Source organism: Paenibacillus sp. PvR098 (assembly GCF_017833255.1).
Classification (GTDB): Bacteria; Bacillota; Bacilli; order Paenibacillales; family NBRC-103111; genus Paenibacillus_G.
This window is the reverse complement of record NZ_JAFIBU010000001.1, coordinates 2845246-2868404: the sequence shown is the minus strand read 5'-3', so window position 1 is coordinate 2868404 and position 23159 is coordinate 2845246. Positions and strand designations below refer to the sequence as shown.

Annotated in this window: 14 protein-coding genes; all 14 read left to right on the top strand. The window is 43.9% G+C overall.

The window, feature by feature from the left end:
- Positions 1-87: 87 nt before the first annotated feature.
- Complete coding sequence (gene ppc / locus JOE45_RS14130) at positions 88-2877, top strand: phosphoenolpyruvate carboxylase (protein WP_210019609.1); 2790 nt, start codon at positions 88-90, stop codon at positions 2875-2877.
- A gap of 310 nt (positions 2878-3187) precedes the next feature.
- Positions 3188-3754 (top strand): RNA polymerase sigma factor SigW, encoded by a 567-nt coding sequence (gene sigW, locus JOE45_RS14125; protein ID WP_210019610.1) that lies wholly within the window; start codon positions 3188-3190, stop codon positions 3752-3754.
- A 78-nt stretch (positions 3755-3832) separates the two neighbouring features.
- Positions 3833-4444, top strand: a complete 612-nt coding sequence (locus tag JOE45_RS14120) for a zf-HC2 domain-containing protein (RefSeq protein WP_210019611.1) — start codon at positions 3833-3835, stop codon at positions 4442-4444.
- Between the two features lie 137 nt (positions 4445-4581).
- The gene (gene cdaA / locus JOE45_RS14115) at positions 4582-5388 is read left to right on the top strand and encodes a diadenylate cyclase CdaA (RefSeq protein WP_210019612.1); all 807 of its coding nucleotides are present in this window, start codon (positions 4582-4584) and stop codon (positions 5386-5388) included.
- Between the two features lies 1 nt (position 5389).
- Positions 5390-6706 carry a CdaR family protein gene (locus JOE45_RS14110; RefSeq protein ID WP_210019613.1) on the top strand — a complete coding sequence of 439 codons (1317 nt, stop codon included), beginning with the start codon at positions 5390-5392 and terminating at the stop codon, positions 6704-6706.
- A 53-nt stretch (positions 6707-6759) separates the two neighbouring features.
- Entirely contained in the window at positions 6760-8100 is a 1341-nt protein-coding gene (gene glmM, locus JOE45_RS14105; RefSeq protein WP_210019614.1) for a phosphoglucosamine mutase, read from the top strand.
- A 524-nt stretch (positions 8101-8624) separates the two neighbouring features.
- On the top strand, positions 8625-10454 hold the full coding sequence (gene glmS, locus JOE45_RS14100) for a glutamine--fructose-6-phosphate transaminase (isomerizing) (protein ID WP_210019615.1): 1830 nt from the start codon (positions 8625-8627) through the stop codon (positions 10452-10454).
- 197 nt (positions 10455-10651) lie between these two features.
- Positions 10652-10963, top strand: coding sequence for a helix-turn-helix domain-containing protein (locus JOE45_RS14095; protein ID WP_210019616.1), 312 nt, complete (start codon positions 10652-10654; stop codon positions 10961-10963).
- A gap of 282 nt (positions 10964-11245) precedes the next feature.
- A complete protein-coding gene (locus JOE45_RS14090; protein ID WP_210019617.1) occupies positions 11246-12715 on the top strand; it encodes a type I restriction-modification system subunit M in 1470 nt (489 codons plus the stop codon).
- Positions 12708-13895, top strand: coding sequence for a restriction endonuclease subunit S (locus JOE45_RS24025; RefSeq protein WP_210019618.1), 1188 nt, complete (start codon positions 12708-12710; stop codon positions 13893-13895). Before JOE45_RS14090 ends, JOE45_RS24025 begins: the two co-directional genes overlap by 8 nt.
- Positions 13896-13927: 32 nt before the next feature.
- Positions 13928-17278, top strand: a complete 3351-nt coding sequence (locus JOE45_RS14080) for a DEAD/DEAH box helicase family protein (RefSeq protein ID WP_210019619.1) — start codon at positions 13928-13930, stop codon at positions 17276-17278.
- A gap of 564 nt (positions 17279-17842) precedes the next feature.
- Positions 17843-19471: an ATP-dependent nuclease gene (locus JOE45_RS14075; protein WP_210019620.1), complete on the top strand. Its 1629-nt coding sequence runs from the start codon at positions 17843-17845 to the stop codon at positions 19469-19471.
- Positions 19416-20582: a UvrD-helicase domain-containing protein gene (locus JOE45_RS14070; RefSeq protein ID WP_210019621.1), complete on the top strand. Its 1167-nt coding sequence runs from the start codon at positions 19416-19418 to the stop codon at positions 20580-20582. The genes JOE45_RS14075 and JOE45_RS14070 overlap by 56 nt, the downstream gene beginning before the upstream one ends.
- Positions 20583-20725: 143 nt before the next feature.
- On the top strand, positions 20726-23152 hold the full coding sequence (locus JOE45_RS14065; RefSeq protein WP_210019622.1) for a sacsin N-terminal ATP-binding-like domain-containing protein: 2427 nt from the start codon (positions 20726-20728) through the stop codon (positions 23150-23152).
- The last annotated feature ends 7 nt before the right edge of the window (positions 23153-23159 follow it).

Here is a 23159-nt window from a genome sequence, read left to right as displayed (position 1 = left end):
CTTCACCGCATAAATGGACTACATGGTTTCAGTAGGATGTGTTAAAATAGTGGCTATTACCTTGCATTGGTAGGATGGAGGATACTCATGTCGGATTCAATCAGTTTGATTAACAAAAACACGTCCAACAATTTGCTGCGCAGAGACGTACGGTTTCTAGGGCATATCCTGGGTGAGGTGCTTGTGCATCAAGGCGGAAATGAGCTGTTTACCATTGTAGAGAAAATTAGAGAAATGAGTAAATCGCTGCGTGCTCAATATTCACCGGAAATGTATGCCGAATTAAAGGATACGATGAATGGCTTGGAGCCGGAGATTCGCTATCAGGTGATTCGAGCATTCGCCATTTACTTCCAACTAATTAATATTGCGGAGCAGAACCACCGGATTCGCCGTAAGCGCGATTATGAGCGTACGGCAGGCGAGAGCGTTCAGCCCGGATCGATCGAGGATTCGGTTCGCGAGCTGAAGAATCTCGGCATCGGCTTCGCCGAAGTGCAGGAGATAATCCAAGGCATCTCACTTGAGCTCGTCATGACCGCGCATCCGACGGAAGCAACCCGCCGCGCGGTGCTGGACATTCATCAGCGCATCGCAAAAGACGTCATGGAGCTGGACAACCCTAATCTAACGTTCCGTGAGCGCGAGCAGCTGCGAGAGAATCTTCTCGGCGAAGTCATCACCCTCTGGCAGACCGATGAGCTGCGTGACCGTAAGCCTACGGTCATCGACGAAGTCAAGAATGGCCTTTACTATTTTGACGAAACGCTGTTCGACGTGCTTCCGCAAGTGTATCAGGAGCTTGAGCGCTGCTTGCATAAATATTATCCGGACCAGTCTTGGCACGTACCGACGTACTTGAAGTTCGGCTCTTGGATCGGCGGAGACCGTGACGGCAATCCGTCCGTAACTTCCACGATTACGTGGCAAACACTCACGATGCACCGGAATCTGGTGCTGAAAAAATATGAAGAGCAGCTGACCGGACTCATGCGGCGTATGAGCTTCAGCAAGAATATCGTCGATGTGACGGCCGAGCTGCTGGATTCCATTCAGAAAGACCGGGACAGCATTACCCTTCCTCCAGGTGTCGTGTGGCGCAACGAAAATGAGCCATATCGCATTAAAGTGAAGTATATGATTCAGAAAATTCGCAATACCGCCAATCCGAATGTCGGGGAAGGGCAAAAATATAACAATCCATCCGAGTTGATGGAAGATCTGCTTGTGATGGAACGCAGTTTGCGCAATCACTATGCCGATTTTATCGCCGATTCTTATGTACAGAAAATCATTCGCCAAGTGGAACTGTTCGGCTTTCACCTTGTTGCTCTGGATGTAAGGCAGCACAGCAAGGAGCACGAAGCGGCCATGACGGAGATTTTGGCCAAGATGAGCATTTGTCCGGATTACAGCGCATTGACGGAAACGCAAAAAATTGAGCTGCTGACGGGCATTCTGAATGATCCCAGACCGATTACTTCTCCGTACTTGCATTATACCGAATCGACCCAAGAGTGCATGGATGTTTTTCGCGTTATCGGCAAAGCCCAGCAGGAATTCGGCCGGAACTGCATATCCAGCTACTTGATCAGTATGACGCAGGGAGCAAGCGATCTTCTGGAGGTGCTTGTTTTCGGTAAAGAAGCGGGACTGTATCTGCATGAGGCGGACGGCTCGATCACCTGCACGCTGCAGTCCGTTCCGTTGTTCGAAACGATCGATGACCTGCATGCGGCGCCGGAGATCATGACGATGTTGTTCCAGATTCCAGCTTACCGGAACAGCTTGAACAGCACGAACCATCTGCAGGAGATCATGCTGGGTTACTCCGACAGCAATAAGGACGGCGGCGTGATTACCGCGAACTGGGAGCTACGTGTGGCGCTGCGCAGCATTACGGCCGCAGCGAAGCCGTTCGGGGTGAAGCTGAAGTTTTTCCATGGCCGCGGCGGTGCGCTCGGCCGCGGGGGGATGCCGCTTAACCGCAGTATCCTGGCGCAGCCGGCGGATACGGTTGGCGGAGGCATCAAGATCACGGAGCAGGGTGAGGTGCTTTCCTCGCGCTATTCGATGAAAGGCATCGCATACCGCAGTTTGGAGCAAGCGACATCGGCGCTCATCACAAGCGCTTTGTGGGCGAAGAACCCGCAAACGAACGATGCGGAGCAGGCTTGGGAAAAGATCATGCTCGGTATTTCCGAGAAGGCGCAGCAGAAGTATCAGGACCTTATCTTCCGCGATCCGGATTTCTTGACGTTCTTCAAGGAGTCGACGCCGCTGCCGGAGATCGGCGAGCTGAACATCGGCTCCCGTCCTTCCAAACGCAAGAATAGCGATCGTTTCGAGGATCTTAGGGCTATCCCGTGGGTGTTCGCGTGGACACAGAGCCGGTATTTGCTTCCGGCTTGGTACGCTTCGGGTTCCGGCTTGAACAGCTTTTATCAAGAAAACCCGGACAATCTGAAAGTGATGCAGGAGATGTATCAGAAGTGGTCGTTCTTCCGCTCCCTGATCGATAATCTTCAGATGGCGCTGGCCAAGGCAGATCTGCTCATTGCCAAAGAGTACAGCAGCATGATTCACGATCAGAGCATTGCTGAACGCATTTTCAATCTGATTCAAGAGGAGTACCGTCAAGCGTCGGAGCTCATTCTGCAAATTACCGGCCAGCAGGAAATTCTCGATAACGTGCCTGTGATTCAGGAATCGATCCGCCTACGCAACCCTTACGTCGATCCTCTCAGCTATATGCAGGTGGGTCTCCTGTCGGAGCTGCGCACGCTGAGCGAGCAAGGGGATGACGACGATTCGCTGCTGCGTGAGGTGCTGCTGACCATCAACGGGATTGCCGCCGGTCTACGCAATACAGGCTGATATAGAAAAATATTCATTAATCCGGGAGTTTGGCGAGGCCAAGCGTCCCGGATTTTTTCAATGAGGTTTAATCGGGCTAGTATCAAGAGCGAGTTGATCAGGACCCTCTTCCGTTCATTTCGTTTGAGATCCAGGGGCTTAGCCCCCCGGGTTACTTTCTTTTACATTAGACTGTACAGCGGGGGGAATGATTTGGTATGCTTTTTATAATAGCAAGGATCGTGATCGCCGAGAGAATGGCATCGTCCTGAAGAATCCGAATTATGACGCAGGTGGAAACAGGGTCCGATTCGGAGTTGGAGGTAGGTTGGTGAATCAATTGGACACCCGGCTCGCCAAGTTGGCCCGTGGAGGGGACCGAGCGGCTTTTGCTGAATTGGTGGAGCTTTATAAAGAGAAGATTTATCATCTCGCTTACCGAATGCTGCATAATCGGCATGAGGCGGAGGAGATTGTGCAGGAGACGTTCTTGCGGGTATACACAAACCTGGATCGATATGACGAGCAGCAAAAATTTTCAACATGGATTTATCGGATCGGTACGAATCTGTGCATTGACCGACTTCGCAAACGGAAGATCAACTATTCTCTGGATGCGGAGATGGGCGAAGGGGAAGGTAACGATTGGTATTCCACGCTGCCGAGCCGTGAAGAGACACCGGATCAGCAGGTTCTGCTGTCGGAGACTCAATCGCAGATTCGTGAAAGTATTGAGACGCTGCCGGAGAAGTATAAGGCTGTCGTCATTTTAAGGTATTTGCAGGATTTGTCGCTGCAAGAGATCAGCGAAGTTCTTTCAATGCCGGTAACGACCATCAAAACCCGATTGCATCGGGGCAGGGAATTTTTGCGAAAAAAATTAGAGCACGTTTTATAATTTTTTTGAAACATATGCGAAGCTCCTGCGTAATGTATTGCACAAGCTGCGTAGGAAAGAAGAAAGGAGTGGCTTATTATGGACTGCAAGGAAGCCCTCCCTTTGCTGCACGAGTATTTGGACGGGGGATTAGACCGCAGGGAGTCGGCTGCGCTGAAAGAGCATTTGCTGGCTTGCGAAGCATGTCGGCGACAGCTTCAACAGTACGAGAAGGTAGAAGCGCTTGTCCATGCCTGGACCTCTGAGCCGGTACCGGCAGGCCTCACCGAACGGGTGATGCAAGTGCTGCCTCCGGTTAGGGAGCATCGCCTTTGGTATCGATGGATTCGTAGGCATCCGGCGGTATCGGTAGCGGCTGTTTTTTTTCTTGTGATGATGTCGGTCTTTGTCTCGACATGGAATGATGATCGAGAGCTGCTTGTCAAAGGAACCGACCTGCAATCTGTCGTGATTCAAGGGAGTACGGTCTATGTACCTGTTGGTAAGAAAGTGGCAGGGGATATCACGGTCGAGAACGGAGAACTCAAGGTCGACGGTGATATTGAAGGCAATATCGTGGTGATCGACGGTTCGGTTAACCTGGCCTCGACAGCGCATATTTCCGGACAGATTAAAGAGATTGACGAAGCCTTCAGCTGGGTGCTGTACAAAATGAATCAATGGTTTACTCTCGTATCAGGAACAAAATAGTTCAACAGACCTAATTTTTATAAATCCTTCCTTATCGATGGTCGAAAGGGAGGGTTTTTTGCTGTGAATATGTTATGATTCAAGGAAGGGGATAAGACTAGAAAGATATCACCGCGGTATAGTTGGGGGCACACGCGATGGAGTGGATTACAGAGATTGGAATCACAGATATTATAGATATTTTGATTGTCAGTTATGTCATTTATAAGTTGATTCTGCTCGTTAGAGGAACACGGGCGATTCAACTGCTTAAAGGGATTCTCGTCGTCGTGGTTACCTGGGCGCTCAGCTCTTGGTTCAAGCTGAACACGCTGCAGTGGATGATGAATCAGATGTTCACGTTCGGGCTTGTCGGCGTCATCATTATTTTCCAGCCGGAGCTGCGTCGGGCGCTTGAGCAGCTTGGCCGCGGCAAGCTCTTCAGCCGTACCAACGTTGAGGATGAGCAGGATATGAACCGGCGGATCAACGAGGTGCTTAGGGCGGTTCAATATATGGCGCGGCGAAAGATTGGAGCGCTGATCGTATTTGAACGGGAGACAGGACTGAACGATTATGTGGAGTCGGGCATTCAGATCGATTCGCAGATCAGCTCGGAGCTGCTCATTAATATTTTCGTGCCTAACACGCCGCTGCATGACGGGGCTGTCATTATTCGCAAGTCAAAACTAATGGCAGCCGGCTGTTACTTGCCGTTGTCTGAGAATCCTTTTATCAGCAAGGAGCTCGGTACCCGTCACCGGGCTGCGATCGGCATGAGCGAAGTATCTGACGCGATGTGCGTGATCGTATCCGAAGAAACGGGGCAAGTATCGCTCGCCATGAACGGGCACGTCCTGAGAGATATTAAAGAGGACGCGCTGCTTGCCAAGCTGTTCGAGGAATTGAAACCTAAGACGAAGACCAAAGAGAAAAGCTCCATTTGGAAATGGAGGCGACGGTAGGATGGATCAGTGGTTACGTAACACAAACGTCGTTAAGGTGGTTGCGCTCGTCATTGGTATTTTGCTGTGGGCAGTCGTGAGGATGGACGGCGGCTCGATCCCCGGATCTACGGGGACGGGAATAGCGGAAGAGACGATCGGCAATGTCGCAGTCACGCCTAAATACAACGAGGATCAACTATTTATTGAGAACATTTCACCGGCGCAAGTTACGGTTACGATATCGGGTAGAAGCTCCACACTGAAACGTGTGTTAAATTCGGCTAATTATTCTGTGGAGCTGGATCTGACGAATAGAGGCAGAGGGGAGCACATGGTTCCGCTGACGCCGGTCGGTTTTCCTTCCAGTGTATCGGTCAAGATTACTCCGGCTTATGTCAACGTGGTTGTCGATGAGAAGAAGAACAAATCAATGCCGGTCACGGTCAACGTTACAGGTACGCCTGGAGTCGGGTTGAAAGCGGGCCAGCCGGTAGTCAAGCCTAAGCAGGTAACTGTATCCGTGCCAAGCGGTATTTATGAGGCGGTGGAGACGGTTCGTGCCGATGTGGATGTCGATAAGGCGGCTTCTCCGGTAACGAGTCAAGCAAAGCTTGTCGCGTATGACAAGGCCGGGAAGGCGATTGAGGAGGCTATCATCAATCCGGCGGTCGTGGAGGTGGAAGTGCCGATCACGAGTCCCTTCAAACTAGTGCCGCTACAGGTGAAGCTGGTTGGGGAACCGCCTCAGGGCTATGCTGTTTCTGGTATCCATCAAAGCGTCGACAAGGTAACGGTGTTCGGTACACAGGAAATGCTCGACGGACTGGAGTTCTACGAAGGGCCGCAGGTGGATCTCTCCGATCTGAGAGAGGATAAAGAATTCACGCTGCCCATTCCTCCTCAGGGCGATGTGAAGCAGCTTGACCCGAGCGAGGTGACGGTCAGCGTCAGCATTGTGCGGTCGCAAACTAAGGCATTGGATAATATTCCGTTGTCTCTTATTGGGCAAAATGACGGCTTTCAAACGAAAGTGCTGCTGCCAGAGTCAGGGAAATTGAACCTCACGGTCGAAGGAGCCCCGGATTTGATAGAGAAGCTGATGCCTCAGGATGTTCAGGCCATTTTGGATGTGAGCAATTTGCCTCCAGGCCGCCATGAGGTGCCGGTAACGTGGAATTTGCCGACCTTTGTGAAGAAAGGACCGCAGCAGAATTTCAGAGCGACGGTGGAGATTAGCGCGAAGGAGGGTGAGCCTGCTGCTCCTTCCGCTGCCGCTAATCCTTTCTTACGCAGTAGCGGTACGCATGGATTTGACCCGCCTGTGGTGGTTGGTTAATAATAAGAATAGATTATTTAGAAAAGGTATTGAACTTGGGGAGAGATAATACAATGGGGAAATATTTTGGTACAGATGGCGTCCGTGGAGTAGCCAATCAAGGGCTTACACCGGAGCTTGCATATAAAATTGGCCGCTGCGGCGGCTTTGTTCTTGCAGGTCAAGTAGAAAAACCGAATGTTGTGATCGGCCGTGATACGAGGATTTCCGGTCCGATGCTGGAGGCTGCGCTTGTGGCCGGCTTGCTGTCCATCGGTGCGAACGTGATTCGTCTTGGTGTCGTTTCGACGCCGGCAGTTGCTTATTTGACCCGGAAGCTGAAGGCGGACGCTGGGGTAATGATCTCAGCTAGCCACAATCCGGTTGAAGATAATGGAATCAAGTTTTTCGGCGCGGACGGCTTCAAGCTGTCCGATGAGACAGAGCTTGAGATTGAGCGCCTGATGGACGCGGAGAGTGACGAGCTTCCGCGGCCGGTAGGCGGCGAGATCGGCACGGTTATGGACAACGATCAGGCCAAATTCATGTATTTGGATTACGTGAAATCGACGGTCAAGTCTTCCTTTAAGGACTACCGCATTGTGCTAGACTGCGCGCACGGTTCAGCCTATGAGCTTGCGCCGAAGGTGTTCGAGGAGTTGGGGGCCGAAGTGATTTCAATCGGCGCGGAGCCGAACGGACGCAACATTAACGATGGCTGCGGTTCAACGCACCCGGAAACGCTGCAGAAGCTCGTCGTGGAGCGGGGAGCGCATATCGGTCTTGCTTTCGACGGAGATGCGGACCGTTTGATTGCGATCGATGAGAACGGCGAAGAAGTGGACGGCGACTTTATCCTGAGCATCTGCGGGCAAGCGATGAACCAAGCGGGCAAGCTGCGTCAGCAAACGATTGTGACGACGGTGATGAGCAACATCGGATTCTTCAAAGGCATCGAGGCGGCGGGTATGAAGGCGGCCAAGACGGCAGTAGGAGATCGTTACGTGATGGAGGAAATGCGCAAAGGCGGCTATAATCTCGGTGGAGAACAGTCCGGACATGTTATTTTCCTCGATTATAATACGACGGGCGACGGCATCCTGACCGCGCTTCAGCTGATGGACACGATAGTACAATCCGGCAAAAGCTTGAGCGAACTGAAGCAAATTATGCGTAAATATCCGCAAACTTTAGTTAATATACGTGTAGCCGATAAAAACAAGCTAAAGGATAATGCCGCGGTGGAAACGGCGATCCGTCAAGTTGAGGATGAGCTTGGCGATAACGGGCGCGTGCTGGTACGGCCTTCGGGTACCGAATCGCTGATCCGCGTGATGGCGGAAGGTCCCGACAAGGAGCAGGTAGAAGCATACGTACAGCGAATTGCCGAAGTGATTCAGCGGGAGCTGACTTAACCCGGCCGCTGCAGAAAACGATGATAAGCTAGATATCCAGCCTTACGATTCCGGAAGTTGATGACCTGAATTGTAAGGCTGGATGTATAATTTAACCCCAACTGTCATAGCCATTGGATGAAAACACCATGAAAATAAAAGTTGCACATCGATGGCAAAATGAATAAGATGGGTATATGTTTACTCTAAAAAGAAAGGTGGGTAGCATTTATTGTCATCTTAAGCGCCAGAACTGAACCAGCTGTTCAGATGTTTCGAGTTTTTCTGCGCATTCGGTCATCGTCGTCTCAGATAGCACCGGGACGTGTTCATTCCTTAGACAACGCAGATAACGGAAGCATTGGGCGGAGGTCCAGTTGACGAGGTGAAGGTGTTCGAATCATTCGGCGGGGGCCTTCCGGTGAACGATCCATACCGCAAAGTCGAAGTGCAAAACGTCTGGGCGACCGGACCGACAAGAGTTCGACGGGATCAAGAGAATTTTAATATGTGCAAGTCTCATATCCGTAGGAGGAACTTATAGTATGTGTGGTATCGTTGGTTATGTAGGGAATCGTAATTCCCAAAATATATTGATTGAAGGATTAAAGAAGCTGGAGTATCGCGGTTACGATTCGGCTGGTGTAGCCGTCTATACTACGGATGGGCTCCAAGTCAAAAAATCGAAGGGCCGCCTGGCCAATCTCGAATCCAAGCTCGGAGAAACGCCGCTGCACGGAACGATCGGGATTGGACATACTCGTTGGGCAACTCATGGCAAGCCATCTGATCTAAACTCGCATCCGCATACGGACAACTCCCATAAGTTTTCCGTAGTGCATAACGGGATTATCGAGAACTACATGTCTCTCAAAGAAGAGCTGACGGAGCAGGGTCATGTGTTCGTTTCCGAAACGGATACGGAAGTCATCTCTCACCTGATTGCCAGCCTGTATGATGGCGACATCGTCAAAGCGGTACAAAAAGCGATAACGCGAATGAAAGGTGCTTTTGCTCTCGGCGTATTGACGGAGTATGAACCGGATAAGCTGGTCGCGGTTCGTTTCTTCAGTCCGCTCATTATAGGCGTAGGAGAAGGCGAGAACTTCATCGGCTCCGACATTCCGGCCATTCTCGAATATACGCGAAATGTGTATATTTTGAACGATGGTGAAATGGCGGTTTTGACACGAGATGGTGTCGAATTAATGACGCTTGAGGGGAATTTTATTTCCCGGGAATTATTTCATGTCGATTGGGACATCATTACGGCGGAAAAAGCCGGATATGATCACTTTATGTTAAAAGAGATCCACGAGCAGCCTAAAGCTTACCGTGACACCATGGGAGCTAGATTGGACGCATCCGGTAAGAAGGTCGTTCTGAACGAAGTAGGTATGACGCCGGAGCAAATCAAGGCGATTCGTCATGTGCACATCGTGGCCTGCGGAACGGCATATCATGCGGGACTTGTCGGTAAATCGGTCATCGAGAAACTGGCGCGCATCCCGGTAGAAACGGATGTAGCCTCCGAGTATCGTTACCGTGCTCCGATCATTACTCCGGAAACGCTGGTGATCGTTGTAAGCCAATCCGGTGAAACGGCCGACACGCTCGCAGCACTTCGTGAGGCGAAGCGCTGCGGTGCGCGCGTTGTGGCCATCACGAACGTAGTGGGCAGCTCGGTTGCCCGCGAAGCGGATGATGTGATCACGACCTGGGCAGGTCCAGAGATCGCCGTCGCTTCGACCAAAGCTTATACGTCGCAGCTGATCGCTTTCTACCTGCTCGGATTGTACCTAGCTCAAACGTTGGGCTCGCAAGATGATGCGTATATCGCCGAAGTGATCGCCGGATTGCAAGAGCTGCCTGAGAAGGTGGAGCGTATCCTCGCACAATCGGAGACGATCAAGAATGTGGCGGAGCAAATCTCCACACATGATAACCTGTTCTTCATCGGCCGTGGCCTGGATTATGCTGTAGCTTTGGAAGGCTCTTTGAAGTTAAAGGAGATTTCGTATATTCACTCTGAGGCTTATGCAGCCGGAGAGCTGAAGCACGGAACGCTGGCCCTGATTGAAGAAGGCATCCCGGTCATCGCTCTGGCGACACAAGAGGAACTGTTCGAGAAAACGGTCAGCAACATTAAGGAAGTTACAGCACGTGGCGCGCACGTCTTCGGTATTCATTCAGAAGGTCACAGCGAGCTCACCAAGGCTGTAGATGAAGTGTTCGCGATTCCTGCAACGCTGCCTCTGCTGACCCCGGCGCTGTCTGTTGTGCCGCTACAGCTGCTGAGCTACTACGCTTCACTCGCTCGCGGCAACGATGTCGACAAGCCACGGAATTTAGCGAAGAGCGTAACTGTGGAGTAGGAGAAGAGAGCTCTTAGCATTCATTGTCCAGTGATAAAAAAGTCGTGAACCAGTAAAAAAAGTCGTGAACCAGTAAAGAAAGTCGTGAACCAGTAAAAGATGTCGTGAAATAAGTCAGTCCCGATGAGTTTTATCATTCATCGGGACTATTTTTTTAAGGAGTGATACATATCGAAACAATAGGCAGTCGTATAAAAATGATTAGAAAACTGAATAAGATAAATCAAGTTGATTTCTCTAATCGAATTGGAATTTCGCAGGCTACACTTAGCGAGTTAGAACAAGATAAATATAAGCCATCGGTTGATACTATTCTCGCAATTGTTGAAGGATTCGAGGCGGATGTTGAATGGATTCTTATTGGAACGAAGAGTGCTGGAGGTAAAGCTTTCGGAATCAGGGAAGTTAATGAAAAAGAGGCTAACGTATTACTGCATTTTGATAAGTTAAAAACTAATGATCAAGATGAAATTATTGATTTCATAAAGTTAAAATTAAATCGATATTAAGCGACTTTTATATTGTTGGTAAATGACATTTACTAAATTTATTAATTTGAAGATTTTTTGTTACTGAGTGTCATTATAAGAAGTAATTTAGTGCTGTTTTGTGCATTCCATCATTATTCATAGTAGAGGTCAGAGATTCTTTATTCGAGCATATGCTTGCTGACAGACTAGTAACAGCTAAGTGGTATATAATTTATGGAAATCCCTGTCGAATGAAGGGATTTTCTCTTTAATTATGGAATAAGTCTATAGAACTAATAAGCTACAGATAGGAGCAGTACCATGCTAACAGGAGAAGTTCGTAATAAGATTTACAAAATATGGACGGATATATGGGCGGGCGGAATTAGCAACCCTTTAACGGTTATAGAGCAGCTTACTTATTTGATGTTCATTCGATCCCTGGATGAGAAAGAGCTGGAAAATGAGAGCTTCGAGGCATTGAGCGGCGAAGCGATGCCGAAGATTTTCCCACAGGACGAACAGGGACAGAACATGCGTTGGAGTAAATTTAAAACGAAAGATTCCCGTGTTATCTATGAAATTGTCGGCACGAAGGTGTTCCCGTTCATTAAAGAAATGAATGGTGCGAATACGACAGCCTTCTCGCGTTATATGCAGGATGCGATGTTCCTAGTGCCAACTCCTCAGGTATTGCAAAAGATGATAACAGGCCTAGACGAACTGTATGAACACGATATTAAAGACTTGGACATGCAGGGTGACCTTTACGAGTATATGCTAGGAAAGTTGGCTTCCGCAGGACAGAACGGCCAATTCAGAACGCCGAAGCATATTCGCGATATGATGGTGCGTTTGCTTGCTCCTACACCTAACGATAAGATTTGTGACCCAGCGTGCGGTACAGCGGGCTTTCTGGTATCGTCCTCGGAATATATCCGCGAGAATTTCGAGGCTGAGATGACTAGCGAGCAGTGGGAGCATTTTGCTGGGGAGATGTTCTCAGGATTTGATACGGATCGAACGATGCTGCGCTTATCTGCAATGAATATGATGCTTCATTCTATTAACCAGCCGCATATCGATTATGTGGACAGTGTTTCCAAGCAGAACAGCATTGCTTCCGCGTATGATATTGTTCTTGCAAATCCACCGTTTACCGGGACTGTTGACGCCGAGAGTATCAATGATAACCTGAAGACAGTATGCGATACCAAAAAGACGGAGCTTTTGTTCGTGGCACTCTTCTTACGAATTCTCCGTAAAGGTGGACGCTGTGCTTGTATCGTTCCGGATGGTGTATTATTTGGTTCTACGAAGGCACACAAATCCTTGCGCAAAGAGCTGGTAGAGAATCATCAACTGCAGGCGGTCATCTCCATGCCGAGCGGTGTGTTTAAGCCATATGCCGGTGTGAGCACGGCTGTTCTTATTTTTACCAAAACGGGTGCAGGTGGGACGGATAAGGTCTGGTTCTATGATATGAAAGCCGATGGCTTTTCGTTAGATGATAAGCGTTCCCCAGTTGAAGCAAATGATATTCCCGATATTCTTGCTCGTTTCCATAACCTTGAGGGTGAAGTGGATCGCAAGCCAACTGAGGCTAGCTTCTTGGTGGATAAGGCTGCGATTGAGGCGAATGAGTATGATTTGTCGATTAACAAATATAAAGAAGTGGTTTATGAAAAAGTCGAGTACGATAAGCCAGAATTGATCATTTCTCGTCTTGATGGGTTGAACCTTGATATATCTGCCAAAATGGAGGAATTGAGGGGGCTTTTGGGTGAGTAAGTGGGATTCAGTAAAGTTAGGTGATGTCGGAAAAATAGTGACTGGAAACACCCCTTCCACAAATAACATTGAATATTACAGTAATAATGATATTGCATTTTATAAGCCAAATGATTTGCCAGAAACAAAAGTTACCTATTTGGATGATGCTACGAACTATGTATCAGAATTAGCAAAAACTAAACTCCGAATGCTACCAAAAGGAAGCGTACTCGTTACTTGTATTGGAACAATTGGTAAAGTTGGAATCACCTTAAAAGAAAGCTCATGTAACCAACAAATTAATGCAATAATTCCTGATGTTAAAAAGGTTGATAGCCAGTACTTAGCATACTGCATGTTTAGTAAGAAAAAAGAAATTCAGAGTATTGCTAATGCGGCAATTGTACCAATAGTTAATAAAACTAACTTTTCAAATATAGAGATACCACTCCCGCCACTAGAAACACAAAAACAAATCGCCAAAATATTAGACACCGTCGCAGAACTGCTTGCCATGCGCAAACAGCAGCTTGCTGAGTTGGACAACCTTATCAAATCTACCTTTTATGATATGTTTGGTGATCCTACTGTGAATGATAAGGGTTGGGAAACTGTTACGGTAGGGGATTTAATTACTGTCCTAACGGATTATCACGCGAATGGAAGTTATGAAAAATTAAGAGACAATGTGGAATTGTTGAATGAACCAAACTATGCTTATATGATAAGAACTACGGACTTGGAAAATGAAAATTATCTAGATAATGTTAAATACATCACTAGAGAAGCCTATGAATATCTTGAAAAGTCAAAAGTATATGGTGGGGACATTATTATTAACAAAATAGGAAGTGCTGGAAAAGTTTATTTGGTGCCGTATTTAAATAGACCAGTATCATTGGCGATGAACCAGTTTTTGTTAAGATTTAACGATAATACTAATGTCATGTACGTATACCGCTATTTAAATACAGAATTTAGCGAAAAAAACATATTGGATAGAGTTCGTGGTGCTGTTACGAAAACGATTACTAAGGATGCGATTCGAAGTGTTCCGTTTAGATTACCACCTCTTTCTCTCCAAAACCAATTTGCCACCATGGTCACCAAAATCGAAGAACAAAAAGCCCTCGTCAAAAAAGCAATCGACGAAACGCAATATCTGTTCGACAGCTTGATGAGCGAGTATTTCGAGTAACGAGCTCCTATTCTACAAGTGAGGTGAATCCAATGACTTCCAACTTTGAATTCTTACAGGGACAAACGGAATACGTGTTGTTTGCTACTGCTTGTATCGAAGCGGAGCGGGTGCTTGCGACCTCTCCTGCCATGGCGGCGGTGGGAAGCCGAAAGGCTTTTGAGCTTGCAGTAAAATGGGTATACGCCGCTGATAATACGATCACGATGCCCTATAAGGACAATTTGCAGTCATTGATTCATGAACCATCTTTCAGATTCGCTATGGAGAACCAGACCTGGGGGAAGCTGCCTTATATCATTAAGTTAGGTAACCTTGCGGTACATACGGACAAAGCGATCAGCCGTGGTGATGCTGTTTTGTCGCTATCTGCCCTTTTTGAATTCGTGCAATGGATCGACTATTGCTATGGCGCGAGCTACGAAGAACGATCCTTCTTTGAAACGAATATCCCTTCTGAGAAGGTTGTCCTCGACGAAGCTAAGATCAAAGAGAAGGATAGCTTAATCGAACAGAAGGATTCCGAAATCGAGGCGCTTCGAGCCAAAATCGCAGCTATGAGTGACCGTCTTACAGCTGACAAAGATCAGCATCAAGCGCAGCGGCATTTTACCCCTGAGGATATTTCTGAATTTAACACGCGTAAAAGATATATTGATGTGGATTTAAAGCTACTTGGCTGGACATTTGGCGATGATGTGAGGGAAGAAGTAGTGCTGTACGGTATGCCTAATCATGAGGAGAAGGGCTATGCGGATTATGTGCTTTATGGCAAAGATGGCTTGCCCCTTGCTATCATTGAAGCGAAGCGTACTTCGAAGGACCCAAAGATCGGCACTCATCAGGCGAAGTTATATGCAGACTGTCTCGAGAAGATGACCGGCAGACGGCCGATGATGTTCACCACGAATGGCTTCGAAACCAATCTATGGGATGACGTTACCTCCCCACAGCGCAAGGTGAGCGGTATCTTTTCAAAGTCTGACTTGGAAAAGCTGATGAATCGCCGTACTGAACGTAAGGAATTAGACGAAGTCGTTATTGACGATAAAATCACGGACCGCTACTACCAGAAGGAAGCCATCCGTGCGGTAGGTGAAAGCATAACGATTGGGCATCGAAGAGCACTCCTCGTGATGGCGACAGGGACAGGGAAGACGAGAACCGCATCCAGCTTGACGGATGTACTGTCCCGCGGGGGATATGTAACCAATACGTTGTTTCTGGCAGACAGAACAGCACTGGTTAAGCAGGCTAAGGATGATTTCAAAAATTACTTGCCCCATATGTCGCTTTGTAATTTGCTAAGCAATAAGGATGATAAGACGGCTCGCATTGTGTTCTCAACGTATCCGACAATGCTGAATGCTATTGATAAAACTAAAAGTGACGATGGCAAGCGTCTGTTTACGCCGGCACATTTCGATTTGATTGTGGTGGATGAGGCGCACAGAAGTATTTTCAAGAAATATCGGACGATATTTGAGTATTTTGATGGCCTTATTGTGGGATTGACGGCGACGCCGAAGACGGAGGTTGATCGCAATACCTACGATTTCTTCGAGATGGAGAGCGGTGTGCCGACCTATGCATATGCGTATGAAACGGCCGTAGAAATTGATCATGTACTAGTGCCCTACTATAACATCGAGATCACAACGAAGTTCCTGGAGAAAGGTATTACCTACGACGATCTTTCTCCAGAAGATAAGGCCCGTTATGAAGAAGATTTCACCGATGAAGACGGTGAGATGCCTGAATTTATTCCCTCCCCTGCGGTGAATGAATTTATTTTTAACCAAGCTACGGTGGATCGAGTGCTAGAGGATTTAATGACCAAGGGGATCAAGGTGGCAGGCGGTGACAGGTTAGGTAAGACAATCATTTTCGCCCAAAATAAAAAGCACGCGCAATACATTGTTGAACGTTTCGATAAACTGTATCCGCAGTATAACGGCAGCTTCGCCAAGCGGATTATTTCGGAAGATAGTTATGCGCAGAGTATCATCGATGACTTTAAGGTTGCTGACAAGGGGCCTCATATAGCTGTATCTGTGGATATGCTCGATACGGGGATTGACGTGCCTGAGATTGTCAATCTGGTGTTCTTCAAACGGATTCGCTCCAAGACAAAATTCTGGCAGATGATTGGCCGCGGGACACGGCTGCGTAAGAACCTGTTCGGAGAGGGAGAGGATAAGACCCAGTTTGTTATTTTCGATTATCTAGGGAATTTCGAATTTTTCCGTCAACATCAGGAAGGATTACAGGGCAGTGAAACGCAGAGCCTGTCGGAAGCGATCTTCGCCAAGCGGGTTCGGTTGATTCATCATACACAACAGTCTGTGTATATCAATGAGCCCTATCAAGCGATTCGTACAGAGCTGATAGAAAAAGTCGTCAAGCAGATAAACTTCCTTAATCCGGAGCTTGTGTCGGTGAAGATGCAACTGCAGTATGTGGAAAAATATAAACATAAGACTGCTTTCGTCAGTCTGTCGGATGTAGATAAGAGTAACCTGATTGCCTATCTTGCGCCTATTGTCTATATGGATGATACGGACGAGTATGCTAAGCGTTTTGACAATTTCATGTATGGACTCATGCTCGCTCATATCGAGGGTTCGGCACAAATGAATAAAGCCAAAAAGCAGCTGATGGAAGTATCTTCTAATCTACTACAGCGTGCTACGATCCCGCAGATCAAGGAGAAACTGGAGCTGATCAGCACTATTGGAACGGACGAGTTCTGGCAGAGCTCGGATTTGCTGAATTTTGAAAAGGTGCGTATTGAGCTTCGTAGTCTTATCAAGTTCATTATAGATGAAGGAAGCGGCAGAAATCCGATCTACACGAACCTTGCTGATGAAGTTCTTACGATTGAAGAAGGCAAGGCCATGTACCAAGCCTATGACTTCGAGGATTATAAGCTGAAGGTTAACCGTTATATTGAGAAAAACCGTGACACTTTGGCTATCCATAAGCTCCGGAACAATATTCCTCTTACCTCTCTCGATTATGAGAGTTTAGAGAAGATTTTCACTGGGGAGCTAGGTACAGCAGAAGATTACCAACGGGAGTATCAGAACACACCGTTCGGTTTACTGGTGCGAAAAATCGCTAAGCTGGAGTATGAAGCGGCGACCGTTGCGTTCTCGGAATTTATTAATGATCAGTCCTTAAGCCAGGCGCAAATCGTATTTGTGAAAAAGGTTATTGATTATATCGTGCAGAATGGCTATATCGATAATGTATCGGAACTAACGAAGCCGCCTTTCGATAAACCCCTGAGCTTTGTCAAGCTGTTTGATGGCACGAAGCAAAAGCGTCTTGTGGAGATGGTTGCACAGATCAAAGATAATGCGATTAAGATCTTGAGTTAGTGTAGAGACGCAAAGAATATACCGGCATTGCGGAAAGAGGAGAAGTATGATTTTTGATGTTATTTCAAAATATCATCTGCTTTCAAGGCTTGATAAGCATCATAGGTATAAATCGTGGGAGCATTGCGTATTTTTTGAAGTAATTTAAATAAAATAAACACACCGTGTTTTCGCGAGGCCTCCGTGAGAGTCTAATTTTATTTCATATGATGCATTAATAAGTTATTCAAAATTATATGAGTCATGTAGTCCGGAATTGAAAATGAAAATAGGGGAGTTATTACGTCAGTATAATGAGGAAACGAGAGGTTAAAGATAAAATATACCGCTCAGCAAAGTTAGTGCCGTCTCACACTCGAGACGGCTGTTTTCATACGTTTAAATGGTTGGATGAGTGCTAATTAGAGCCACATACGAGTCTAATGCTTGGAAGTTTATAGCACGCCGCAGATATGATGTAGGAAAATAATGGAACACGTCGAATATAACAGAAACAAGTTTAAATCTGTGGAAATCAAATTGAAAACTAACAATGAACATTATCTATCAGCAGGGGGGCATTTCATGAAAATTAAAAAACTATATATAAAGAATTACAGAATGTTCCGGGATGTGGTTATAGAAGTGAACAGTGCCTGCAATATTTTTGTCGGTGATAATGATTCTGGAAAAAGTACCCTGCTTGAGATAATTCAAGTTCTTCTGAGTGGAAGATTAAATAATTTATCTTTTGAACGCCAATTAAAAGCCTCCTATTTTAACTATGCAACTCGTTCCATCTTTAAAGAAACTATTGCCGATCCCTCTAAACGAATCGAAGAATTACCTTCTATTATCGCTGAAGCCTATTTTGAGAATGATGGTAATAGCACTGAATATAAAGGAACAAATAATGAACTTGGTGAAGACTGTCCGGGCATTCGTATGACTGTACAGTTTAACCCCGATTTTGCAAAAGCATTTCAGGCCATGTTAAAGAACGGGGAAATATATGATATACCGGTTGAATTTTATAAAATCAGTTGGAGAGATTTTGGTGACAACCCAATTGTTTTTAGGACGTTTCCAGTGAAGGTTTCACTAATCGACACTACACAAAAAGATTATGATTCAGCAGTAAACAAGTTTATCAATTCACGAATTACTAACAATCTATCTGAAGATGAAAAAGTACATCTAGCTAGGGCGTATAGGAAAATGAAGCACGAATTCAATAACAATCCGAACGTAGTAGCCCTTAATGAAAGGTTGGCAGTAGAAGAAAAGCTTGACGATAAAACGATTAAGTTTGGTATGCGTGAAGAAGCGCTTGAATCTTGGATGAACGAGGTCTCAATTGATGTTGAGAATATTCCCTTTGAGGATATGGGGTTTGGTACTCAGAACTTAATTAAAATGGAATTAGTATTCAAACAAGATACAGAGAGATCTAATGTAGTACTGTTTGAGGAGCCTGAAAATAATTTAGCGTTTGGGAATATGTCACGCCTAATTTCAAAAATAAATCAAGATGAGAATAAACAGGTCTTTATATCAACTCATAGTAGTTATGTAGCGAACAAATTAGGACTGAAAAACATAATCCTTTTATATAAAGGGAATATAAGTCAATTGGATGATATAGACCCTGATACTATGAACTTTTTTAAAAAGTTGCCTGGTTACGGGACTGTTCGTTTTTTATTGGCAGATAAGGTGATATTGGTTGAGGGTCCAACTGATGAATTAATTGTTCAACGCGCTTACAAGGATGTTCATGGAAAGTTGCCAATTGAAAATGGAATAGATGTCATTACAGTGGATTCATTAGCATTTAAAAGATATTGTGATCTAGCCATTCTAGTAAGAAAACCCTTACGAATTATTACGGACAATGATGGGGATGTTCAACGGAATATCTTTGATAAATATAAAGAGTACACCGACGCACATGGTGATTTGATAGAAATACATTATGAAACTAATGAATCGCTTCACACAATTGAACCCAGCATTTTGGCCGTCAATTCCGCTGTATCAGAGGCTTTCAACAAGTTTAAAAGGGTCATTTCTAAAGGGAATTCGATGGTTAATAGAAATATGGAAGAAATAGAAACGTTTATGAAAAATAATAAAGCAGAATGGGGATTGAGGGTGTTTGACTCAGACGAATGTATCGAATATCCAACGTATATCAAAAATGCAATTCGATAATACATTAGTTCTTGCTTGTGCCGGCTCTGGTAAAACATATGGTATGTGTAACGATTCAAGGTCTTTATCTGAGGAATCTACTAAGAAAGTTTTGATGTTGTCTTACACCCATAAAGGTATTTATTCTATAAAGAAAGAATACGCAAAGCAAAATAATGGTGTTCTCGATAAAAATCTTGTAATAAGTACTTGGTTTCAGTTCATTCTAAAAGAATTAATCAGACCGTACCAAAGAAGTTTTTTGGGGAAGATTAGCCAGATAAAAACTATTGATTTTTCCAGCATGTACGGTGTTGATTATGCGAAAAAAGATACCACATCTTATTTTCTAAATAGAAATCATGATGTTAAAGCCAATCGTGCTTCCGAGTTTGCACTATTATTAAATAAATTATCCGATGGAGCTGTATTAAAAAGACTTGAGGATACATATGCTTGCATCTATATCGATGAGCTGCAGGATTTAGTGGGGAAAGATATAGAACTCCTTGAATTATTATTCCTTTCATCTATAAAAATTTATTGTGTTGGTGACTATAAACAAGCTACCTTAAAGACTCATAATCCGAGATCTGATAGAAAAAAAGGTGGTATGCATGTTTTCAGTTATCTTGAGACTTGCAGAGATTCACATCGGATTAACATCGTTAAAAATAATACCTCTAAACGATTTGTTTCTGATATAGCAAAATTTGCGAATTTGGTATACCCAGAGGACCCAATTATTGGAGCATTAGAAACTGAAGAACCGGTCATAGGGGTCTTTCAGATTCTTCAAACTGATATACATGCTTATATTCAGCACTTCAAACCAAATATCTTGAAATACGATGTCAAGACGCCAACTTTGGGGTATCCATCTTTAAACTTCGGTGTCAGCAAGGGGATGACTTTGGAACGTGTTCTAATTTTCCCTAACAAACCACTTTATTCATTCTTATTAGATCCCAGTGGGCGATTGAAGGCTCCGGATAAATATTATGTTGGTGTCACTCGTGCAAAGTACAGTTTGGCTTTTGTGGTTGAACAACTCAAACCCAACCGATACTTTTTCGAAGATAGTATTAATTTAGGTAGCAAAAACGTTAGGGTATTAAAATTCAAAATATAGCCAAACGAAACTTAAGCATATCGGCCATTTTAGGGTTTCAAGAAGTATGTAGTAAAGCCAATTAAATGGATTCTTATATGCAAAATAAAAAAGTGGTTAGATTTACTTGATTATTAGGATAAATTTTATAAGGAGTAATTCAAATGCCATCGACAAAAGAGTTACTATATATGAAAAAGACATTAGATGCAAGTTCTAATGTAATCTGGAATGAAATGAAAAAAATCAAAGAATCTTCAGATGAAATAAAAATGAAAATTAGACGTAGATGGATCTGGGAGTTAATACAAAATGCTTCTGATTGTACAATTGATAATCAAAAAGTTGATATAAACATAAGTTATGAAAACAAAACATTAACTTTCAGTCATAATGGTCAACCATTTACTTATGAAAATTTGTTAGATTTAATTACTCAAATTTCATCTAAACAGAGTTCCCCCGGAGAGAAATCAGGGAAATTTGGTACGGGGTTCATGTCGACACATTTATTATCTGAAGTTGTTAATTTACAAGGTCCCTTTATTTGTGATGATAATAAGAAAATAAACATGAATTTTTCGGTGAATAGAACAGGAAGTGAGTATAATGAGTTTCGTGAAAATACAAAGAAAATGTTAGAAAGTTTAGAGGAGTTAAATAACAGTATATCAGAAAAAGAAATTGTTTTAGAGGAAACAAAATTCATTTATTCTATCGGAGAAAAAGCCGAAATACATAATGCAATACAAGAAGGAATTAAGGAATTAGAAGATACTGTTCCATTAATATTAACCTTTAATAGAAATATTAACTCAATTACATGTAATGGAAATAAATTTAAGATATCTGAAGAGAGAGAGTTAACATCAGAAGATAATTATAAAATAACAAAAATAAAAGTGAATAATAAAGGAGAGATAAATGACCAAAACGCCTTATTAGTGGTGGATGATGGTCTCGTGGAAATTGCTTGCTTTTATAAATATAATTCTATATCTAAAACAGCATATTTATTACCTATCTCTGAGAAATTGGCTAAGTTATTTTGTAGATTTCCATTGGTTGGCACCGAAAAGTTTTCCTTCCCTATATTTATGAATTCAAAGCTTTTTGAAGTGGAATTAGATCGAGATGGAATAAGAGATAATAATGAAATTAATTTTGAGTTAATTAAAAGAGGAGTATCTTTATATGAGAAGTTCTTGGATTTTGTATCAAATGAAAAATTTAGTGGTCACTTTAACATATGTCACATTGGAACACAAAGTACTCTGAAACTCCAGAAGTACTGTTATGACAATGTTAATAAGAAAATTGAAAATACAGTATTAATTCCGGTTAATTATCAAGGAAAATATTACGGTGTTGTCTCATATAAAAATAAATCTAATCAGATACAGATCAGTATACCGACAACAAAAAGTGGTGAGAATGTTGATCAGCTTTGGGAACTTATTAATCAATATGGATACTTATGTATTCCTACAAAAGAATCATACCGTGGTTGGAGTAAGATATTAGGTTCTACCCTCTCGTTTCAATTGATTAATGAAAAATTACTTCAAGATAAGAGCATTGCAGATATTAATACATATTTAGGGGATGCTAAAGTTTTTGAATGGTTGAATTCATTCTATAAGCTTTGGATTGAAGAGGAAGGAATTAATACTGTTAGTAAAAATGCTTACGTCCCTAATCAGAACAGTAAGTTTGTCCATATAAATACAATCTGTTTTGATAAAGATATAGATTTCAATTTAAAAGAGATACTATGTTATTTTGAACCTAATTTGTTAGCTGGTTTGCTAAACACTAGAATTACAGCGTTCGATGATTACTTCAGCGAAAATAAAGAAAAAATTAAGTCAAATATAGAGATTTCTAATTCTATAGATAGACATGTATCACAAGTTCTTTCAAAAGAAACTATAGATAGAGTTGAAAGAACAAAGGATAATCAGATGTTATTCAATAAGTTAACTAACTGGTTTATGAACAATGTTGAAAAAGCAAATGCCTGGTTTAGTAACTTATATCAAAAAAGAATGATGTTATCTACACCAGAAGAGAACTTAAGGAGATATAAAATAGCAGAAAAGATCGAAGAAAACAACATAAAATACGAAGATTTGGATGACATCATTACCAATAGAGAAAAAGTTTATCAGATTATTTCAAATGCAGAATTAAGTACTGAAGACATGGTTAGGGAATTAAAACACATAGTGACATCATCAGCAGAGTATAAGCAATTTGTAGATCGACTGATTAACAGAAGTATAAAGAATGTGTATGGCTATTTATCAACAAATACCAAATATGAAGTATCATCCACATTTGAAGAATGGATAGCTATGAAGTTTTCAGATACGGTTTTTGCTGCAAAATATAACGGCAGAGATGTTCGAATTATTATACGTCCTAGTGACAACCAACACATTATTTTCTATAGTGATCAAGAGTTAGAGGCACTTGATGATATTGAATATCAACTATGGACAGATGACGGTAATAAACAGCGTTTGGTTACATTAGGTGATATATTGAAGACAACAGGTATATCTAGAATTCCATTAAAAAAAATATAAGTAGGTG

Coding starts and splice junctions, on each gene's coding strand:
- ppc (WP_210019609.1), top strand. CDS start 88: ATGTCGGATTCAATCAGTTTGATTAACAAAAACACGTCCAACAATTTG.
- JOE45_RS14120 (WP_210019611.1), top strand. CDS start 3,833: ATGGACTGCAAGGAAGCCCTCCCTTTGCTGCACGAGTATTTGGACGGG.
- cdaA (WP_210019612.1), top strand. CDS start 4,582: ATGGAGTGGATTACAGAGATTGGAATCACAGATATTATAGATATTTTG.
- JOE45_RS14110 (WP_210019613.1), top strand. CDS start 5,390: ATGGATCAGTGGTTACGTAACACAAACGTCGTTAAGGTGGTTGCGCTC.
- glmM (WP_210019614.1), top strand. CDS start 6,760: ATGGGGAAATATTTTGGTACAGATGGCGTCCGTGGAGTAGCCAATCAA.
- glmS (WP_210019615.1), top strand. CDS start 8,625: ATGTGTGGTATCGTTGGTTATGTAGGGAATCGTAATTCCCAAAATATA.
- JOE45_RS14095 (WP_210019616.1), top strand. CDS start 10,652: ATGATTAGAAAACTGAATAAGATAAATCAAGTTGATTTCTCTAATCGA.
- JOE45_RS14090 (WP_210019617.1), top strand. CDS start 11,246: ATGCTAACAGGAGAAGTTCGTAATAAGATTTACAAAATATGGACGGAT.
- JOE45_RS14080 (WP_210019619.1), top strand. CDS start 13,928: ATGACTTCCAACTTTGAATTCTTACAGGGACAAACGGAATACGTGTTG.
- JOE45_RS14075 (WP_210019620.1), top strand. CDS start 17,843: ATGAAAATTAAAAAACTATATATAAAGAATTACAGAATGTTCCGGGAT.
- JOE45_RS14065 (WP_210019622.1), top strand. CDS start 20,726: ATGCCATCGACAAAAGAGTTACTATATATGAAAAAGACATTAGATGCA.